Origin of the sequence: Microbacterium testaceum StLB037, from assembly GCF_008763945.1 — a bacterium.
GTDB classification, from domain to species: domain Bacteria; phylum Actinomycetota; class Actinomycetes; order Actinomycetales; family Microbacteriaceae; genus Microbacterium; species Microbacterium testaceum_G.
Window position 1 is genome coordinate 372,250 of the sequence record NZ_VTQH01000001.1, and the last position, 17,937, is coordinate 390,186.

The 17,937-nt window shown below is 70.4% G+C and carries 25 protein-coding genes, 1 tRNA gene and 1 riboswitch; of the genes, 5 read left to right on the forward strand and 21 right to left on the reverse strand.

Annotated elements, in window-relative coordinates; genetic code table 11:
* Nucleotides 1-18: 18 nt before the first annotated feature.
* Genes F9B98_RS01810 through F9B98_RS01820 form a run of 3 tightly spaced genes read right to left on the reverse strand, consistent with a single transcriptional unit; the run spans nt 19 to nt 1,958 of the window.
* Nucleotides 19-522: a hypothetical protein gene (locus F9B98_RS01810; RefSeq protein ID WP_150952050.1), complete on the reverse strand. Its 504-nt coding sequence runs from the start codon at nt 520-522 to the stop codon at nt 19-21.
* The gene (locus F9B98_RS01815; protein WP_150952053.1) at nt 519-1,673 is read right to left on the reverse strand and encodes a serine/threonine-protein kinase; all 1,155 of its coding nucleotides are present in this window, start codon (nt 1,671-1,673) and stop codon (nt 519-521) included. Before F9B98_RS01815 ends, F9B98_RS01810 begins: the two co-directional genes overlap by 4 nt.
* Before the next feature lie 30 nt (nt 1,674-1,703).
* Nucleotides 1,704-1,958 (reverse strand): DUF6458 family protein, encoded by a 255-nt coding sequence (locus F9B98_RS01820; RefSeq protein ID WP_150952056.1) that lies wholly within the window; start codon nt 1,956-1,958, stop codon nt 1,704-1,706.
* A 110-nt stretch (nt 1,959-2,068) separates the two neighbouring features.
* On the opposite strand from F9B98_RS01820, the gene F9B98_RS01825 reads away from it, so the two are divergent.
* Nucleotides 2,069-2,275: a DUF2188 domain-containing protein gene (locus tag F9B98_RS01825; RefSeq protein WP_225310184.1), complete on the forward strand. Its 207-nt coding sequence runs from the start codon at nt 2,069-2,071 to the stop codon at nt 2,273-2,275.
* A 50-nt stretch (nt 2,276-2,325) separates the two neighbouring features.
* Here F9B98_RS01825 and F9B98_RS01830 read toward each other — a convergent pair.
* The 8 genes from F9B98_RS01830 to F9B98_RS01860 form a co-directional block, all read right to left on the reverse strand.
* Nucleotides 2,326-2,398: transfer RNA gene (locus F9B98_RS01830), tRNA-Arg, on the reverse strand.
* An 89-nt stretch (nt 2,399-2,487) separates the two neighbouring features.
* Nucleotides 2,488-2,661, reverse strand: a complete 174-nt coding sequence (locus F9B98_RS15815) for a hypothetical protein (protein ID WP_191966624.1) — start codon at nt 2,659-2,661, stop codon at nt 2,488-2,490.
* Nucleotides 2,662-2,774: 113 nt separating this feature from the next.
* Complete coding sequence (locus F9B98_RS01835) at nt 2,775-3,224, reverse strand: hypothetical protein (protein ID WP_150952059.1); 450 nt, start codon at nt 3,222-3,224, stop codon at nt 2,775-2,777.
* Between the two features lie 99 nt (nt 3,225-3,323).
* On the reverse strand, nt 3,324-3,629 hold the full coding sequence (locus tag F9B98_RS01840; RefSeq protein WP_150952062.1) for a hypothetical protein: 306 nt from the start codon (nt 3,627-3,629) through the stop codon (nt 3,324-3,326).
* Nucleotides 3,630-3,789: 160 nt separating this feature from the next.
* Entirely contained in the window at nt 3,790-4,959 is a 1,170-nt protein-coding gene (locus F9B98_RS01845) for an RtcB family protein (RefSeq protein WP_150952065.1), read from the reverse strand.
* A 339-nt stretch (nt 4,960-5,298) separates the two neighbouring features.
* Nucleotides 5,299-5,652 carry a hypothetical protein gene (locus tag F9B98_RS01850; RefSeq protein ID WP_225310185.1) on the reverse strand — a complete coding sequence of 118 codons (354 nt, stop codon included), beginning with the start codon at nt 5,650-5,652 and terminating at the stop codon, nt 5,299-5,301.
* A gap of 69 nt (nt 5,653-5,721) precedes the next feature.
* On the reverse strand, nt 5,722-5,901 hold the full coding sequence (locus F9B98_RS01855; protein WP_116537942.1) for a hypothetical protein: 180 nt from the start codon (nt 5,899-5,901) through the stop codon (nt 5,722-5,724).
* Complete coding sequence (locus F9B98_RS01860) at nt 5,898-6,452, reverse strand: MarR family winged helix-turn-helix transcriptional regulator (RefSeq protein ID WP_150952071.1); 555 nt, start codon at nt 6,450-6,452, stop codon at nt 5,898-5,900. The genes F9B98_RS01855 and F9B98_RS01860 overlap by 4 nt, the downstream gene beginning before the upstream one ends.
* A gap of 114 nt (nt 6,453-6,566) precedes the next feature.
* Here F9B98_RS01860 and F9B98_RS01865 point away from each other — a divergent pair, with 114 nt between their 5' ends.
* The 3 genes from F9B98_RS01865 to F9B98_RS15820 all read left to right on the forward strand — a co-directional run bounded on the left by F9B98_RS01865 (nt 6,567) and on the right by F9B98_RS15820 (nt 7,607).
* Nucleotides 6,567-6,947, forward strand: a complete 381-nt coding sequence (locus F9B98_RS01865) for a hypothetical protein (RefSeq protein ID WP_150952074.1) — start codon at nt 6,567-6,569, stop codon at nt 6,945-6,947.
* A 1-nt stretch (nt 6,948) separates the two neighbouring features.
* Nucleotides 6,949-7,287 (forward strand): hypothetical protein, encoded by a 339-nt coding sequence (locus tag F9B98_RS01870; protein WP_150952077.1) that lies wholly within the window; start codon nt 6,949-6,951, stop codon nt 7,285-7,287.
* A gap of 170 nt (nt 7,288-7,457) precedes the next feature.
* Entirely contained in the window at nt 7,458-7,607 is a 150-nt protein-coding gene (locus F9B98_RS15820) for a hypothetical protein (RefSeq protein ID WP_191966625.1), read from the forward strand.
* Nucleotides 7,608-7,613: 6 nt separating this feature from the next.
* Here the strand turns inward: F9B98_RS15820 and F9B98_RS01875 are convergent, their stop codons facing one another.
* From F9B98_RS01875 to F9B98_RS01895, 5 genes are all read right to left on the reverse strand, one after another.
* Nucleotides 7,614-8,684 (reverse strand): spore photoproduct lyase family protein, encoded by a 1,071-nt coding sequence (locus F9B98_RS01875; RefSeq protein WP_150952079.1) that lies wholly within the window; start codon nt 8,682-8,684, stop codon nt 7,614-7,616.
* 9 nt (nt 8,685-8,693) lie between these two features.
* Nucleotides 8,694-9,518 carry a DNA-formamidopyrimidine glycosylase family protein gene (locus F9B98_RS01880; RefSeq protein ID WP_150952081.1) on the reverse strand — a complete coding sequence of 275 codons (825 nt, stop codon included), beginning with the start codon at nt 9,516-9,518 and terminating at the stop codon, nt 8,694-8,696.
* A 2-nt stretch (nt 9,519-9,520) separates the two neighbouring features.
* A complete protein-coding gene (locus tag F9B98_RS01885; protein ID WP_150952084.1) occupies nt 9,521-11,002 on the reverse strand; it encodes a phytoene desaturase family protein in 1,482 nt (493 codons plus the stop codon).
* Entirely contained in the window at nt 10,999-11,502 is a 504-nt protein-coding gene (locus F9B98_RS01890) for an SRPBCC family protein (RefSeq protein WP_150952087.1), read from the reverse strand. The genes F9B98_RS01885 and F9B98_RS01890 overlap by 4 nt, the downstream gene beginning before the upstream one ends.
* A 128-nt stretch (nt 11,503-11,630) precedes the next feature.
* On the reverse strand, nt 11,631-12,788 hold the full coding sequence (locus F9B98_RS01895; protein ID WP_225310186.1) for a sensor histidine kinase: 1,158 nt from the start codon (nt 12,786-12,788) through the stop codon (nt 11,631-11,633).
* A gap of 132 nt (nt 12,789-12,920) precedes the next feature.
* Here F9B98_RS01895 and F9B98_RS01900 point away from each other — a divergent pair, with 132 nt between their 5' ends.
* Nucleotides 12,921-13,205 (forward strand): hypothetical protein, encoded by a 285-nt coding sequence (locus tag F9B98_RS01900; protein WP_150952093.1) that lies wholly within the window; start codon nt 12,921-12,923, stop codon nt 13,203-13,205.
* A gap of 65 nt (nt 13,206-13,270) precedes the next feature.
* Here the strand turns inward: F9B98_RS01900 and F9B98_RS01905 are convergent, their stop codons facing one another.
* The 5 genes from F9B98_RS01905 to F9B98_RS01925 all read right to left on the reverse strand — a co-directional run bounded on the left by F9B98_RS01905 (nt 13,271) and on the right by F9B98_RS01925 (nt 17,821).
* On the reverse strand, nt 13,271-14,506 hold the full coding sequence (locus F9B98_RS01905; RefSeq protein WP_150952096.1) for a hypothetical protein: 1,236 nt from the start codon (nt 14,504-14,506) through the stop codon (nt 13,271-13,273).
* 208 nt (nt 14,507-14,714) lie between these two features.
* Nucleotides 14,715-15,038: a DMT family transporter gene (locus tag F9B98_RS01910; protein ID WP_150952098.1), complete on the reverse strand. Its 324-nt coding sequence runs from the start codon at nt 15,036-15,038 to the stop codon at nt 14,715-14,717.
* Nucleotides 15,039-15,048: 10 nt separating this feature from the next.
* A riboswitch (guanidine-III (ykkC-III) riboswitch) is annotated at nt 15,049-15,113 on the reverse strand.
* A 235-nt stretch (nt 15,114-15,348) separates the two neighbouring features.
* Nucleotides 15,349-16,209, reverse strand: coding sequence for a CPBP family intramembrane glutamic endopeptidase (locus F9B98_RS01915; protein WP_191966626.1), 861 nt, complete (start codon nt 16,207-16,209; stop codon nt 15,349-15,351).
* Nucleotides 16,206-16,931: a tRNA (guanosine(46)-N7)-methyltransferase TrmB gene (trmB, locus tag F9B98_RS01920; RefSeq protein ID WP_150952101.1), complete on the reverse strand. Its 726-nt coding sequence runs from the start codon at nt 16,929-16,931 to the stop codon at nt 16,206-16,208. The genes F9B98_RS01915 and trmB overlap by 4 nt, the downstream gene beginning before the upstream one ends.
* Nucleotides 16,932-16,987: 56 nt before the next feature.
* Nucleotides 16,988-17,821 (reverse strand): DUF3097 domain-containing protein, encoded by an 834-nt coding sequence (locus tag F9B98_RS01925; RefSeq protein ID WP_150952104.1) that lies wholly within the window; start codon nt 17,819-17,821, stop codon nt 16,988-16,990.
* Nucleotides 17,822-17,937: the final 116 nt, after the last annotated feature.

Below are 17,937 nucleotides of genomic sequence, written 5' to 3' on the forward strand. Positions count from 1 at the left end.
CGCGTTGTGCGAGGCGGCTCAGCCGTCTTTCTTGCCCGGGCCCTTGCCGCCCCCGGGTCCCTTGTCGTCTTTTCCGCCCGGACCCTTGTCGTCGGGAGCGGGTTGCGAGGGCCCGTCTCCGCCGTCGTCGGTGACGGTGTCCTGCGACTGTTCGGGAGCGAGTTCCGTCGACTCCTCGGTCGATGAACCGGTCGACGAACCCGTCGACGATTCGGTCGTCGGGGTGGGCTCGGGGCTGGGCACGAGCGAGGTGAGATCGGCGCGGACGGTGGCGATCCGATTCAGGATGCCGTCGGCCTCGTCGGCCGTGATCTCGCCGGCGTCGCGACGGGCGATCACGTCGGCCTCGAGCGCGTCGAGGCTCGCCAAAGCGGAGGCGTAATCGCCGGTCGAGGCCTGGTCGGCGACCGTCTGGACGTTCTGCTGCCACGCGGTGGGGGCCTGCGCCGGCGGGGTGCACGCGGCGAGGGCCACGGATGCAGCGAGCAGGAGCCCGGCAGCGGGAGCTGCTCGCCGGATCACGGACCCACCTCCTGGTACAGGTCGTCCATGTGCTGATCGAGGGGCTGCGGAAGGGACGGCAGGGCGGGCTCGGTCGTCCCGCCGGCCCCGCCGACGGCCGCGGCGACGCCGATGCCGCCCGCGGCCAGGAGCACCGCGACGATCACGCCGATGACGAGCGCTCGACGCGACGGCGTGCGCTTCGCCTCGCGGGGCGCCGTCTTCGCGGACGGCTCGAAGACGCGGGTGGGCGCCGTGCTTCCGCCGAGGGCGGCCGTGGTCAGCGAGGTGGCCGGCAGCGAGGGGGCGGGAGGGGGCACCGAGACGCCCGACAGGGTTCGGAGCGCGACGATGAGGCTCGTGGCATCCGGTCTCTCACTCGGCTCGATCGAGGTCATGCGCTCGAGCACCTCGCGCCACGCCGCGGGAATCTGCGCGGGGATCTCGGGGGGAGCGACGAGCCGCGCCGCCAGCGCCTCGTGCGGGGTGCGGGAACCGAAGGGACGAGAGCCGGTCAACGCCTCGAGCAGGACGAGCCCGAGCGCGTAGACGTCGCTCGCGGGGCCCGCCGGCATCCCGCGCGCCTGCTCGGGGCTGAGGTAGGCCGCGGTGCCGATCACGGTGTCGGCGCGGGTCACGCGCGTGGCGCCGACGAGAGAGGCGATGCCGAAGTCGGCGAGGGTCGCGCGCGGAGTCTCGCCGGTGTGTGCGGCGGGGCGGATGAGGATGTTGGAGGGCTTCACATCGCGGTGGACGATCCCCCGGGCGTGGATGACGGCGAACGCCTCGGCGATCTCGCGGCCGATGCGGGCGACCTCCGGCCCGGGCAGTGCTCCGCGCGCGATGCGATCGGTGAGCGTCGGCCCCGAGATGAGCTCCATCGCGAGATAAGCGGGCTGCGCGTCGAGCTTCGCGTCGTAGAGGGTGACGAGCGACGGGTGCGACAGCGAGGCGAGCAGCCGGATCTCGGAGCGGACGCGTGCGACGTCGGACGGATCGGCGCCGTCGCCATCGATGACCTTGAGGGCGAGAGTGCGCTCGAGAGCGGTGTCGACGGCCTCGTAGACGCGCGCGTACCCGCCCTGGCCGATCACGCGACCCAGCCGATAGCGCCCGTCGAAGAGGTCGTCGACGGCCGGGTCGTAGGCGACGGTGGGGGTGGGTTCGGTCATTCTCGTACTCCGGGGTCGGACCCCGTGGACTCAGACGAGGTCGTCGTTCGAGGAGCGCGTGGTCGAACGCGTGACCTGCGCTCCCCCGACTCCTTCGGTGCGGGTGACCGTATCGGTTTGGCGGCGACGCACCAGCAGGACGACACCGATGAGGAAGACGATGACACCCGCCCCCATCATGATGTAGCCGATCGTGGTGAGGTCGACGAACTCGTTCGGGAGGTTGACCGCGAAGGCGAGGATGGCGCCGATGACGAACAGCGCGATGCCGGCTCCGATGCTCATGACAGACCCCTTTCGAAGGTGACCCCAGCATCCCAGTCGCCCTCGAAATCGCGGTGTGGTCTTGACAACGGCTGTCAAGACGGGGGCGGAGTACTCGAGACGGGTGTCACATGGATGCCATGAGCCAGAACGACGTGACCACCCGATCGAACCGAGGCCAGTGGGAGAACGCGGTCGAGGGTCGCCCCGACCTCTCGGCGAGCTTCTCGAGCCGCGAGGAGGCGGTCGATCAGGGCCGCGCCGTCGCCGACGAGCTGGGCTCCCGGCACATCGTGGAGGATGCCGAGCCGACGGGCGCGGTCACCGACGAGGGCTGAGCCCGCGGAAGGCGAAAGGCCGCGATCGGAGGATCGCGGCCTTCTTCGTGTGCCCCCGACAGGAATCGAACCTGCGACCTTTGGTACCGGAAACCAACGCTCTATCCCCTGAGCTACGGAGGCGGACCGGTCAAGGTTAGCACCGCGGCGCGGCAGGCCCTGACGCGCGGGGCGGGGGCCGACACGCCGACGCCCGCCCCGCGGCATCCGGATCATTCGTCGCCGATGACTCCGATGCCCGTCGCCTGGTGGTCGGCGTTCGGGTCGTCCTTCGAGGGGGCCTTCGCGCCCTCGTCGGGGTCGTTCTCCTGGCTGGGCTTGACCGTGGGGTCGTCGCCGAGGTCGGCGGCGTCGTCGGCCGGCGCGGAGTTCTGCGGGTCGCTCATGGGATTCCCTTCGTCGCGTACCGCTCCAGCCTGGCAAGACAGCGGTCGGAGAACACCGGCTTGACCGCGGCGGTGGTCGGGCCTAGCGACCCAGGAGCCGAGCGGCTGGAGCCCTATCGACCGAACAGCCCGCGGAACCGACGCCCCACGGACTGCGTCAGCAGCACCTGCCGACCGTTGACGTCGACGGCGAGCACCGATCCGCCGATGCCGCCGGCGCGTCCGGGCTCGGCGTCTCCGCGAACGTACGCCTCGGCCACGTCGACGTACACCGCGAGCAACTGTGCGCTCTGGTCCTTCGAGGTGTTGGCGTCGACGATCTGCAGGCGGTGGCCCGTGTCCGTCTCGACCGAGAACCAGCGGGAACCCGGCGTCGTCACGACGGCCCAACGCTGGCCCCGCGACAAGCGCGCCCACGCGGCGCCGTCACGCAGCTCGGTGGTCACGTCGAGATCGGCCTGGGCGATGACGAGCACCTCGAGCATGGCCAGCGCCTCGGCCGCGGTGACGTAATCGCCGCGGTCGGCGCTCAGTCCACCCCACTCGAATCTGCGCTCGCCCATCACCCCTCCTCCGCCCTCGTCCTGCCACGAGCGTAACCCCGCGGGCGGGCAGGCGGACCCGCACCCGGCGAACACACGGGACAGGCGGGGGGCGCCGCGTCAGACCGAGCGGAGCCGGTCGTCGGGGTGCAGGCTGCGCAGGGGCACCGAGCCGTCGACGATCGCCCGGATCGCGCCGGTGCTGACCTCGAGTTCGGCCGAGATGCGCTCGAGGGCGGCTCCCGACGACACCGCCGAGCGCAGCGCCGCGACCGCCGCGTGCGAGGTTTCGACGATGTCGTCGGCGGTGCTCTGGACGAAGGCCGCGAGCCGGACCCGGGCCAGCCGGATGCTCGCGCTCTGGCGCTCCCTCCCGTCGGTGGGCTCGGGGCGGTGGGCGACGGTACGGGCTCGATCGAGCGACATGGATCTCCACTCCGGGGGGAAGCGTCCGCCCGCGCGGCTTCGCGGGCTTCCGCTCCATCGTGGCCGCGGGGCCGCCTCGGCCGCATCCTCCGAATGGTGTATTTCACCCCTCCGGAGGACGGATGCCATGACTGCGGCGCGGCAGTCACGGCATCCGGTCTCAATCGCCCTTCACGTTGACGATCTGATGCAGCGTGTGCCGTACCGTGACGAGGTCGGCGGCGTCGGCCATGACTCGGTCGATCGGCTTGTAGGCCTGCGGGATCTCGTCGATGAACGCGTCGGTGTCGCGGTACTCGATTCCCGCCATCGCCTCGCGCAGCTGCTCGTGCGTGAAGGTCTTGCGGGCGGCCGAGCGCGAGTACTCCCGGCCCGCACCGTGCGGCGAGGAGTTCAGGGCGACGGGGTTGCCCCTCCCCTCGACGACGTACGACGCGGTGCCCATCGAACCGGGGATGAGCCCAGGCCGACCGGCGTCGGCCATGATCGCACCCTTTCGCGACACCCACACCCTCTTGCCGAAGTGCATCTCCGACTCGGTGAAGTTGTGGTGGCAGTTGATGCGCTCGCGCTCCTCGACGGGGGTGTCGAGGAAACGTCCGAGCTGGTTCGCGACGCGGTCCATCATCTCCTCGCGGTTGAGCAACGCGAAGTGCTGCGCCCACCGGAGCTCGCGGATGTACCGCGTGAACTCGGGCGGGCCCTCGACCAGGTAGGCCAGGTCGGGGTGCGGGAGCTCGATCCACCATTGCTTCGTCAGGCGCTGGGCGACACCGATGTGGTGCTTCGCGATCCGATTGCCGACGCCCCGCGAGCCCGAGTGCAGGAACATCCACACGTCGTCGTTCTCGTCGAGCGAGATCTCGATGAAGTGGTTGCCGCTGCCGAGCGAGCCGAGCTGGTGGCGCCAATGGCCCGCGTACGAGGCAGGGTCGAACTCGGCCTTCTCGGCGAGCGCCTCGAGCTCGGCCACGCGCGGCTCGGCGGTGGCGACGATCTTGCGATTGTCGCGCCCGGCCGACAGCGGGATGGCGCGCTCGATCTGCTGCCGCAGTGCCGACAGGTCTCGGCCGGTCACGTCGACGGCCGTGAACTGCGTCTTGACCGCGATCATGCCGCAGCCGATGTCGACGCCGACGGCCGCGGGCATGATGGCCCCGAGCGTCGGGATGACCGAGCCGACCGTCGCGCCCAAGCCCAGGTGGGCGTCGGGCATGAGGGCCAGGTGAGGGTAGATGAACGGCATCCGCGACGAGGTGCGTGCCTGCTCGATGGTCGTGTCATCGATCAGGCTCGCCCACGACACGAGCCGTTCGGTGAGCTTCTGCATGGGTCCTTTCCTTCGTGTGGTGCGCTGCTGCGCGGGGAGTCGAGCCTGCGGACGAGGCACTCCCCCACACGGTGGAAAGAGAAACGCCCCGACCTGACGGTGCGGGGCGCGAGAAGACGGATGTCTAGACGACCGGCGCCGGAGGGTACGACGAGGGGAGGAACGGCAGGTATTTCGCCTGCTGCTCCGGACGCAGATCGCGCTTCGCGGTCATGCTCTCGTCTTTCCTCGGCTCACCGTGCCGACCGGCACGGACTTGAGAAGATAACGGATGCCAGAAGCCGTTGACAACGCTCCCGGCGCGTTTCACCCGGGACGGGGCGTCTCTCACCCGTCGGCTCAGGCCTCGATCGGCTGGTCGAAGTCGTAGTCGAGGGGCTCGTCCTCGTCGTCCGACTCCGGCTCGACGGCGCGGAGATGGGGCCGCGGGAACAGACGGTGCTCCTTGAGCTCCGCGGCGGCGTGCGAGAAATCCGGTTCCTCGTCGTGCCACTCCACCGGTGCCGAGAGCACGTCGTTGCCGACGCCGATGACGAGCTCGGCCTGAGCGACCGTCCGGTCATCGGTGACGATGGGGATGCTCACGGCCTCGGCCTGACCTTCCTTCGCCACCGCCGCGGTCAACTCGATCAGCGCCGCCGCGACGTCGTCGGTGGTGATCACGGTCTCGCCGGCATAGGTCACGCATCGCATACGGCCACTGTGACGGAAGGTCGCTCGCGACGCAGGTGGCTTGCCCGCCGACCGGGTGTGAGGTACGGCTCAGTCGCGACGCTGCGCGGACCGGAACATCGCCTCGTCGAGTTCGAACCACACCGCGCGCACGGTGTCGAACTCGCCGAACGGTTCGGGCTGAGGATCACTGAGGGAGAGGCGGTAGCCGCGAGGCAGATCGTCTACGTGCTGTCCGTCGCGCGGGCCGCCGACGAGCACGTAGATCACGGGGACTCGACCGCCGGGTGGTCCACGGCGACGCCGTCCACGGCATCGCTCATGCGTCGGAGGAAGGCGACCACCGCGGCGGACTCGTCGGGGGTCATGTCGATCACGGCCGCGAGCATGCGATCGTGCATGTTGCCGAGAGTCTGTCGGACCTCGGCGTGAGCGCGGGGCGTCGCCTGGATGAAGATGCTGCGCCGATCGTCGGGGTTGGCCGCGCGGGTGACGTGACCCGAGCGTTCCAGGCGATCGAGGATGGCCGTGGTCGAGGCGGTGGAAAGACCGAGATACCGGGTCAGCTCCCCCGGCCGCACCTGACGGGTCGAGTCGCGCAGGAGATAGCGCAGGACGAGGAGTTCGTTCTCTCCCATCGACATCGAGTCGCGCGTGCGCCGCCGCATGGCCACCTCGGCCGCGCGGTAGATGCGGAGCGCCTCGAGGACGGCTTTGCCGCGCTGACGACGATCGGCTGGCTCATCGCCGTACCAATACGTGACCTCCGGCGGGGCGTCTGAGACCGCGGGCCGGAGAGACGTGGTGTCGACACCGGTCATGGCACACTCCTCCCGCTCGTCCGCCGACTATACCTCGGAAATAATAGTTAGACAAACTAGTTACTAGTCGAGTATGTTCTACGTATAGCTAATCGCTTTTGAAGGGAGTACCCCATGGGCCACCTGTTCTACGGAACGTCGACCGAGTCGATCGTCATCCCCGACCGACTGCTCTCCCACATCAAGGTCGTCACGACCACCAAACTCCGCCGCAGCGAGAGCTTCACGCTCAGCTGGACGCATGTCGACGGCACCCCCGGCCGATCCACGCTGTGGCTGCAGCCCGCCATCCCCCTGCGCTTCGTCTTCGACTCCGCCGAGCCCGAGACGCTCAACGCCACCGTGCTGAAGAACATGGCCGACCTGGCGAACTCCTCGGCCGGCCTCGTCGTCGACCTGAACGCGGAGATCCCCGCGAACGACGCCGCGCAGCGCCCCCAGCCGGTGCGCGCTTCCGCTCCGGCCCGTCGCCGCACCCTCTCGGCAGCGGCCTGACATGGACACCTCCTCCGGATCTCCTGCTGCCCTGGCCTCGGCACGCGTGATGTGGGCGAAGGTCGACACGGGCTTCTGGGTCGCTCATCGCGGCGGCGAGTATTTCGGCTGCGTCGATCAGGTCGCGGGCGGCTTCGTCTCGCGTGACGCCCACGGCGTGCCCGTAGGCCGCTACGACGCGCTCGACATGGCGAAGGCGTCGTTGCGCTCGACGACCCACCCCGTCAACGTCTCGCGCCGCCGTCGGCTCGAACGTGCCGCCGTGCTCACGGCGACCGGCGTCGGCGGTACGGCCCTGGCCCTGGCCCTGACCGCCGGCGCACTGGCTCCGTTCCTGTGATCCCCGTGGGCGACGTCGACCTGCGCGACGAGGCCGACGACTTCGAGGACGCCGCGAGCGCCGACTTCGTCGAACGCTTCGGGATCGTTCCGCTCTGAGCCCGTCGAGCCCCTGGACACGGGTCGCGCTCCGTGCCAGCGTCGAACCCCACCACGAGGAAGAGGACGACCATGGCCCCGAACGACGGACGCGCAGAAGACGCACCCGACCAGGACTCCAACGGCGCGGGGAGCGAGTCTCCGGAGGAGGGTGCTGCCGCGCAGCAGGACGCTGACGAGGCCGCCACCCCCGAGGGCTCCCCCACGGGCGACATCGGCTGACGCGGCTCAGAAGGCGTAGCGCACCCGGCAATACGGGAGCGTGCGGGCGATGAGGTCGGTGAGCGCGGCGACCGCCTGAGCCTTCAGCGGGTGGCGGTAGCGGACGTTGACGGCCCCGTTCTGCGAGCGCTTCTCTTCTTGCACCGCCGGAGTCCACAGCAGCTCCTCGCCCCGGGGGTGCCACCCGAGGTTCACCTCGTGCAGCCCCTCGTTGTGCGTGAGAAAGATCACCTCGCACGCCAGTTGTGCCTTGGCCCTCGGGTGCAGCGCGGCGTCGAGGTGCTCGAAGAGCTCCGCCCAGTCGGCGAGCCACGTCGGCGTGAGGATGACGGGCGAGAAGTTGACGTGCACCTCGAATCCCGCGTCGACGAAGTCGTTGATCGCGGCGATCCGCTCGGCCATGGGCGAGGTGCGCAGGTCGGTGACCTTGGCCGTGCTCGCCGGCATGAGCGAGAACCGGATGCGCGTCCGGCCCGCTGGATCCCAGTCGAGCAGGTCTCGGTTGACGAACTTCGTCGCGAACGACGCTTTCGCGGTGGGCGTCATGCGGAACAGGTCGCAGACGTCGCGCACGTTCTCGCTGATCAGGGCGTCGACCGAGCAGTCGCCGTTCTCGCCGATGTCGTAGACCCACGCGTCGGGGTCGCACTGGTTCGGCTCGGTCTTGGGACCGCGCGCCGCGACGTGTCGCGCGAGGTGCCGGGTGATCTGGTCGATGTTCGCGAACACCGTGATGGGGTTGCTGTACCCCTTGCGCCGCGGGACGTAGCAATAGCTGCAGGCCATGGCGCAGCCGTTCGAGAGCGAGGGGGCGATGAAGTCGGCCGAGCGGCCGTTGACCCGCGTCGTCACGCTCTTCTTCACACCCAGGACGAGCGCCTCGGTCTTGATGCGCACCCAGCGGGCGACGTTCGTCTCGTCGCCGTGCACCTCGGGGATCTGCCAGTGCGAGGCGATCGGCACGATATCGGCCTCGGGCCAGCGCGCGACGATCTCGCGTCCGCGCTCGAGCTCGAGGGCGGCGTCTTCGGCGTAAATGCGGGTGACGCGCAGCAGGTTCTCGCGGGGGACGGCCATGATCCCGTTCTACTCGGGGGTTCCGACATCGGCGGTTCCGGGCTGCGGCTGACACCGCGGACACCACCAGGTCCGCCGCTGCTCGGGGTCGTTCTGCACCTCGTCGCGCACGCGCACGCGCGTTCCGCACCGCAGACACGGTCGGCCGGCGCGACCGGCCACCCAGTGCGAGGAGCCTTTCCTCCGGTCACCGGTCGTCACCTGGTACATCCCGGGCACGGTCGCCGAGATCCGCAGGCACCGCGCCGCGAGCGCCGTGAGCGCGTCGAGATCGGTCGTCCCGATGGGGGCGAACGGATGGATGCCGCGGAGGAAGGCGAGCTCGTTCACCCACAGGTTGCCGAGACCGGCGATGGCCGTCTGATCGAGAAGCGCCGCGACGAAGGCCCGGTCGGGGCGCATCGAGAGTCGGCGCACCGCCTCGGCGGCATCCCAGTCCGCGCGGAGGGGGTCGGGGCCGAGGTGACCGATCGCGTCGCTCTCGCGTGCGGTGGGGACCAGCTCCACGACGGGGAGGTCGAGGCCCCACACCTCTCGCCCGTCTTCCAGGCGCAGGCGCACCCGCGCCGTCTCACGAGCGGAGCTCGGCAGGGAACGCCCGGCCCGGGTGATGGTCCAGCTCCCCTGCATCCGCAGGTGGGTGTGCAGGGTGGAACCGTCGTCGAAGCGCGTGAGCAGGTGCTTGCCGTGGGTGTCGTACTCTTCGACGCGGAGTCCGGCCAGAGAACGACCCGCGGCGTTGCCCGACCGCAGCTCCCCGTCGCGCACCCGCGCGCCGCGGGTCGCGACCTCGAGACGTCTGCGGAGTCGATAGACGCTGTCCCCCTCGGGCACGACTACCCGGCCGCGGTGAGCAGCTGGTCGTCGCGGGGAGCGAGGTCGGGGCGCAGACGCGTGCCGAACTCGTGCCGCAGTGCGCTGAGCGCGGCCTGCCACCCCGCGAGACCGTGCACGCCCGGACCGGGGCTGGTCGACGACGAGCACAGGTACACGCCTTTCATCGGCGTGCGCCAGGGATCGGGGCTGTAGACCGGGCGTCCGAGAAGCTGCGTGAGCGTGGGTGCCCCCGCCGAGATGTCCCCACCGGGGAAATTGGGATTCCACGCCGCGATGTCGACAGCTGTCCGCGACGAGGAGGCGAGCACGGTGTCGCGGAATCCCGGAGCGAAGCGCTCGATCTGTCGGACCACGGCCTCCTCCCGGTCGGCGGGACTCCCCGACGGCACGTGCGTGTACGCCCAGAGGACGTGTCTCCCCTCGGGTGCGCGCGTGGAGTCGAACAGCGTCGGCTGCGCGGCCAAGACGTAGGGGGCGTCGGGCAGGTCGCCGCGGGCCACGGCGTTCTCGGCAACCGCGATCTCGGACCGGGTGCCGCCGATGTGCACGGTGCCCGCGCGGGCCACGTCGGCGTTGCTCCACGGCACCGGATCCGACAGGGCGAAGTCGACCTTGGCGACACCGCCGCCGTAGCGGAACCTTTCGAGAGCGCGGCGATAGGCCGCCGGCATCCGGTCTCCGGCGAGTCGGATGAGCGAGCGCGGGGTGGTGTCGAGCAGCACCGCCCGGGCCGGGGGCAACTCGTCGAGGGAGGTCACCTCGACGCCCGCGTGCAGGACGCCGCCGTGGGCGCGGATGTCGGCGATCATCGCATCGGCGATCGACTGACTGCCCCCGACCGGGATCGGCCAGCCGCGGCCGTGACCGTAGGTGGCGAGCACGAGGCCCGCTCCCCCGGCGGCGAGGCTCGGTTGGTGCAGGATCGTGTGGGCGGAGACGCCGGTGATGAGACTGGGCGCGATCTCTTCGCGGAAGCGCGCGTTCCACCACGGCCCGCCCTGTTCCAGAGCCCGGATGCCGAAGAAGAACGCCGCGAGGGGATCGCCGGGAATGCGCAGCAGGGCATTGCCGGTGAAGTCGGCGACCCCGCGCAGGTGCTCGACGAGGGGGCGCATCAGGCGCTCGTACGCCGGGCCGTCGACGCCGAGCCCCTCCGCCGCGCGCGCGAGGTCGCGATAGGCGAGGCCCGCCCGGCCGCCGTCGAGGGGGTGGGCGTACGAGATCTCGGGGACGAGGAGAGGGATGCGGCGGTCGAGGCCGAACTCGCGGAAGAACCACGACTCCAGCGCCAGGGGGTGCACGGCCGACCCGACGTCGTGACGGAACCCGGGCAGAGTGAGCTCGGCGGTCAAGGCCGCGCCGCCGAAGGTCGCGGACTTCTCGTAGACAGCCACCGAGAGGCCCGAGCGGGCCAGGGTGACGGCGGCGGCCAGACCGTTCGGTCCGGAGCCGACGATGATCGCGTCGTAGCTCTCGCTCATCGGTCGATCGGCTCCTTCTCGGCGGTGGACTCGTGTCCCAGAGCAGCGGCGCCGCCCGTCGTCCCGGGTGCCCCGCCCTCGGCGAGGTAGGCGAGGCGGTGCAGGGTCTCGGCGTTGCGATACCGCGTGATGGCGTCGAACACCGTGTCGGGCAGGAGCTTCGTGGGGCCGGTGACGGGCTCCTCCTGGATGCGCACGACGCAGCGGTCGCCGCGGGCCTTCACGTCGATCGCGACGCGGGCGACGCCGATGGGTCCGCCGTGGGGTTCGAGCACCGCCCGCCGCGGCGGATCCCACTCCCGCATGACGGTCGTGTCGTTCACCACCAGCGGCCACGACCCGAAGGAGTGATGAAGCGTCGATCCCTCGGCGGGCCACGACTCGGCGACATCGCGCATGCGCGAGGTGCCCACCACCCACAGCGGGTAGAGCCACCCGTTCGCGAGCACCCGGAAGACGTCGTCGGGGGTGCAGTGCAGCAGACGCACGTTGCGGGCCATGGGGCGTTCCTCCTCGGCATCCGGGATCGATGACGCGGACCCGTCGGCCCGCGTGACACCGCCCACGCTACGGCCCCCTTCCGACACCCGTCGCGGAGGTTGCTTCTCGGCGCCTCGACCGATAGCGCTCAGGCTGCCGCCGGGAGGACGAACCACGCTCGCGTGCCCCCCGCGGGAGAGGCGTCGAGGCCGATCGTGCCGCGGTGCGCCTCGACGATGCGGCGACAGGTCGCGAGGCCGATGCCGATCCCCTGCACCTCGGCGCCGTGACCGCGCTGCATCGGTTCGAAGACCCGCTCGCGCAGGTCCGGCTCGACGGGATCGCCATTGTCGTCGACCGAGACCCGCCACCCGTCGGGGAGCGTTTCGACACTCACCGTGATGCGCGGGACCTTCTCGGCGGCGACCGTGAACTTCACCGCGTTGGCGATGAGGTTCTGCAGCAGCACGCGCAGCAGCGTGTCGTCGGCCCGCACGGGGGTCGCGGCCTCGACCGTCACCTCGGCGCCGGTGCTCACGAGCACGCCGTCGAGGTCTTCGAGCACGGCGTCCACCGTGTCGGCCACGTCGACCTCGGTCACGTGCGGGCGGGCGCCGCCCATGCGCGCGAAGTCGAGCAGGTCGGTCACCATCGCGGTCATACGCCCGGCGGCGGCCTCCGCGCGCGAGAGGGACTGCGCCGCGCGCGGCGCGTCGACCATCTCGGGGCTGTCGGCGGCGAGCTCGAGGAACCCGCTCAGCGCCGTGAGCGGATTGCGCAGGTCATGGCTGACCTGCACCGCGAAGCTCTCGAGCTGAGCGTTCGAGGCGAGCAGATCGCGCTGCACCCGGCGTAGTTCGAGAACGTCGATCACCTGGTGCGCGAGCAGATCGAGGGCGCGGCTACTGGCATCCGAAAGCTCTCCGACCTCGTCGTCGAAGACGCAGAGCGTGCCGATCGCGACCCCCGCCGGAGTGACGAGCGGGCTCGAGGCGTAGAACCGCACGTGGGCGATCTCGCCGGTCACGAAGGCGTTCTGGGCGAAGCGGGCGTCGATCCGCGCGTCGGGGACGACGACTCTGCCCGGGGTGCCGATGACCGCGGCGCACATGGAATCCTCGCGCGAGCACGAGGCGGCCTGGATCCCGACCGCCGCGACCTGGTGCTGCATACGGTCGTCGATGATGTTGATGACCGCCGTGGGCACATTGCACACGGTGGCAGCGAGCTCGACGAGCCCCTGCAGATCGGGTTCCGGCGGCTCGCCGACAAGGCGGTACTGCGCGATCGCATCGCGCCTGGTCACATCGTGTGCGGTGGACACCTCGGCCCCTTGTCGTCGAATCCCCGCCGAAATCCTAGCCGCACTCGGGTACACCGAGGCAGCGGGAAGCGGAAGGGGCTCGCGCACCGCCGGCACGAGGCGGAGAGTCGTCCCATGAGCACACCGACCTTCCCCCAGACCCCGTCCGATCCCTCGCAGCCGGCGCCGTCGGAGCCCATCGCCCCGAACCCCGCCGAGCCGACCGCCCCGACTCCCGCGGAGCCGACCATCCCCCTCCCGCCCGAGACGGAGCCTGCGCCCGCCGGGGCCTCCGACTCCTCGGCCGGCGCGTTCGCGACCACCGAGGAGGGCGCGACGGGATCGGCGGAGATGGATGCCGACAACGCCGCCGAACAGGATGTGGTCGACGCCGTCGATCCCGGTGGGCAGCCCGACTGATCCCCGGGACGACGAAGAGGGGCGGTGCCTGACGGCACCGCCCCTCTTCGTCTGTCAGCGCGAGATCACGGATTCCCGCGCGTCCACAACAGCAGGATCGCGACGGCCTGGAGCACGAGACACCCGACCAGGATCGCCGTCCGGCGGCGCGGCGTCGAAGACCACCGCTCGTCGCCGAGCAGCGGGGCCATCGGCATGAGCAGGCGGAACGTGCTCTGCTGCGGCAGGAACACCGCGAAGATGTAGACGCCGTAGCTGAAGCCGTACGCGACGACCATGAGACCGAGCTTGCGGACGGGGCGCGACCAGATGAGCGCCGCGAAGGCGACGATCAGCGCGATCACGAGGATGATGCCCACGACGCCCAGGTGCGTACCCGCCTGGCGGAACCACGGGGTGAAGGGCGTGAACTCGTCGTTGCCGACGTAGTCGAGCCACCAGCCGAGCTCGGTACGGATGTAGGCGTTGTGCGTGCCCGTCACGTACTGCGCGATGTGGTTCCACGACAGGCCCGCCGCGGCGATCACGAGACCGGATGCCATGAGCGAGAGCCACTCCCGCATCGGGAAGGGGTCGACCTTGCGGCGGAAGAACCGCACGAGGAACACGATGCCGAGGGCCAGCCCCAGGGCCAGGACGCCGGGACGGGTGTAGGCCGTGATGAGGCCGATCGGCAGGATCCACAGGTAGCGCCGTTTGATGGCGAGCAGCATGCCCGCGAACATCAGCAGCATGAACAGGCCCTCGCTGTAGCCGATCACGAAGAGGAACGACATCGGAGCGAAGGAGAAGAAGACGACGGCCCACCAGGCCGGCTGCGGCTTGGTGACCGTGCGCATCAGCACGAACAGCAACCAGGTCGCGCCCAGGCTCGCACCCAGGCTCAGAAGCACGGCGACCGGCTGCCAGCCCAGACCCGTGGTACCCGACAGCACGCGGACCAGGGTGGGGAACACCGGCAGGAACGCCCAGTTGTTCGGGAGGATGTCACCCGAGACGTTCATCGGCAGCGACATCGGGTAGCCCTGCGCGGCGATCTGCCCGTAGCGGTCGGCATCCCACCCGGTGAGGTAGTCCCAGAAGGTGCCGAGGCGCTCGCCGTCGGGACCGAAGCCCCAGCGCGCGGCCTTGGCGATGGAGTAGAAGCCCCACAGCATGCCGAAGTTGACCACGCGGGCGAGGGCCCACAGGATCAGGATCTTCGTGAAGGCGCCGCGCTCGACCGGGACGATGCCCTCGGGCTTGCGCAGGACGTCGCGCCCGTACTGGGCGAGGGCACGGCCGAGGCGCGAATCGCGCACTCGATCGAGTCGACGCTGTCGCCCGATGACGGGTGACGGGCGTGTCGCGGGGGCAAGCTCGCTCGGCGGTGCGCTCACTCGGAACCTTTCACAGGGGAAGACATGGGCGAGTGACGACGGTGTCTGGCCCGGACAAGTGCAGTTGGGCAGGATCGTACCGGATGAAACCGAACGTTCCATCCGGTTGACTTTCGGCGAAATGCCCTGGTCAGTGGGCGTCGCCCACCAGCTTCAGACCGACGACGCAGCCCACGAGCCCCAGGACGAGCAGCACCTTCACGAGCGAGACGGTCTCGGTTCCGCTCACCATCGCGACCACGACCGTAAGCGCGGCACCGATCCCCACCCACACCGCGTAGGCGGTTCCGGTGGGGATCTCGCGCATCGCGAAGGCGAGACCGCCCATGGATGCCACGAGCGCGACGCCGAAGATCACGCTCGGCCAGAGCTTGGTGAAGCCCTCGGTGCGGCCCAGGGCGGTGGCCCAGACGGCCTCGAGGATCCCGGAGAGGATGAGGACGATCCAGGACATGGCTGTGCTCCTTGGCCAGTCTTGTCGCTGTCCGGGTACTGATCCCTCGTCCGGGGACGCGGGTCGGCGTCCGGGGTCCAGCGTAGCGAGCCGTCCTGGGCAGTGCCCGTGCGCCCGCTCCCCCGCCCCGTCGCCCCGCGGCGGGCGTAGGCGGGCGGGGGTAGGCGCGGGTGGGAGTGATCAACGCTCGCTGCACGGACAAACGCCCGCTGCGAGCGTTTCCGAGTGCAGCGAGCGTTTATCACGACGGGGGGCGCCGGCCGGGCGCGACCGCGAGTCGGCGGAGCGGCCGGGGCGCCGGCATCCGGGATCAGATCAGGAAGATGGATGCCGAATCGGGATTGTGCGCGTGCACGAGGACCCCGAAGACGACGGCGTCGAACAGCAGGTGCACGGTCACGACATACCAGAGCGAGCGGGTCTTCAAGAAGAGGAAACCCTGCACGATCGCGAACGGGATCGTCAGCAGCGGGCCCCACGCCTGGTAGCCGAGCTCCCACAGGAACGACACGAACACGATCGCCTGCAGGAGGTTGGCGGTGAGGTCGGGGAAGTGACGGCGCAGCAGAACGAAGACCGTGCAGATGAAGAACAGCTCGTCCCAGATGCCGACCGCGCCCACGCCCACGAAGAGGCGGCCGATGAGCTCGGGGGTGACGACCTCGGGCCAGTTGCGGTAGACGCCCGAGGTGATGAAGTAGAAGGGCAGGATGAGGTAGCCCAGCACGATGACCCCGCCCAGCCACGCCCACTGCCACCAGGTCCAGCGTCCGCCGCCGCGCCACGGGAACGAGATCGCGCGGTCCCGGTACACGAACCGCGAGATGACGTAGGGGACGACGACCGCCCCGCCGAGCGCCAGGGTGAAGCGCACGAACGCGGCGTTGTCGAGCTCGGCGTGCAGCGGGATGAGGCTGACGATGAACTGCCCGACCGCGACGAGAGAGATGTCGCGGGCGATGCTCGGCTCCTCGCTGCGGGCGAGGGCGACGCCATTGCGGCGATCGACGAGAACGGCGGATGCCACCGCGAGGGCGAGCAGGATCCAGCCCAGCCACACGATCTGGACGACGAAGAGGGCCGGGGCGGCGAGGCACACCGACAGTGCCGGGATCAGCTTGGGCGTCCACGTGGAACGCTCTCGGACCGGCACCGCGGTGTGCGCGGTCACGGCGAAACCCGCGTGTAGGTGAGGTCGCGGATATCGCGGCCGACGCGCAGGCCCTTGCGCTCGAAGGCGGTGAGCACGCGGCCCTCGAAGCGCTCGGCCCACTCCCCCGCGAAGGCCCGTTCGAAGCCCGGGGCCTCGTCGAGCACGTCGCGCATCTGGTCGGCGTAATCCTGCCAGTCGGTCGCGAGGCGGAGCGTGCCGCCGGGGCGGATCGCCTGAGCTGCGATGCGCGCGAACTCGGGGGCGACCAGGCGGCGCTTGGTGTGCTTGTTCTTGTGCCAGGGGTCGGGGAAGAACACCCAGAGCTCGTCGACGGATGCCGCGGGCAGCAGGTGCTCGAGCGCCTCCGGCGCGTTGGCCTCGACGAGGCGGAGGTTCTTCACGCCCTCGCGATCGGCGTCGAGCATGGTGCGGGCCAGGCCCGCGGTGAAGACCTCGACGGCGAGGAAGTCGGTGTCGGGTGCGGCGGCGGCGGCCGAGACGATCTGGTGGCCCTGGCCGGAGCCGATCTCGACGACCAGGCGCGCGGTGCGACCGTAGACCTCCACCGGATCGACTGCGGTGCCCGGCTTCACACTGGTCGCGGCGGCGGTGCGCTCGACCGGAAGCAGGTAGAACGGCGAGAGCTCCGCCCAGGCGCGGTCCTGCGCCTCCGACATGCGGCCACTGCGACGCACGAACGACACCGGCTTGTCTCGGAAGACGGGGGCGGTGGCATCCATGTCGTCCAGGCTAGGCGAGCCCTCGGGGGTGTGCCGAACGGGCACCTTGCGGCCGCTCACGGGACGGTCACGAAATCGATGAGTTCCTCGACCCGACCGAGCAGGGCCGGCTCGAGGTCGCGGAAGGTGGTGACCTTCGACAGGATGTGCTGCCACGCGCGCGCGGTGTCGGCCTGCTCCTCGGCGGGCCAGCCCAGGGCGCGGCACACGCCGACCTTCCATTCGATCCCGCGCGGCACCTCGGGCCAGGCGGCGATGCCGAGGGCACGGGGGGTCACGCACTGCCACACGTCGACGAAGGGGTGGCCGACGATGCGCACGTGCGCACCGTGGCGGCCGCGGGCGATCTTCTCGGCGATGCGCGACTCCTTGGAGTTCGGCACGAGGTGGTCGACGAGCACGCCGTACCGGCGCTCGGCGGTCGGGGGCTCGGCATCCAGCTTCTCTTCGAGCAGGTCCACGCCCTCGAGGAACTCCACGACGACGCCCTCGGCGCGCAGGTCGGCGCCCCACACCTTCTCGACGAGTTCGGCGTCGTGCTTGCCCTCGACGAAGATGCGGCTCGCGCGAGCGGTGCGCGCGCGCTGGTCCTCCGCCGCGAACGATCCGGACGCCGTGCGGGTGCGCCCCTTCGGCGCGGCGGCGGGAGCTTTGAGCACCACGGGCTTGCCGTCGACGAGGAACCCGCCGCCGAGCGGGAACAGGCGGCGCTTGCCGAAGCGGTCCTCGAGCTCGACGTTCATGCCGTCGACGCGGGTCACCGCGCCGACGAAGCCGTCGCCCGCGACCTCGACGACGAGATCCGCGGATGCCGGGACCTCGGCGGGTCTGATGCGTCCGGCGTCGCGCCACCCGCGGGCGAGCACGTCCGTTCCGTAACGGTCGTCCATGGTGTACCTCCGAGGGATCGAGCCTAAGCGGCGCTCCCGTGCGCTCTCAGCGGACGCGCCGCTCCTCCCTCCGTGTCGGTGGTCGTTTATAGGGTGGACCCATCCGGCGAAGCGAA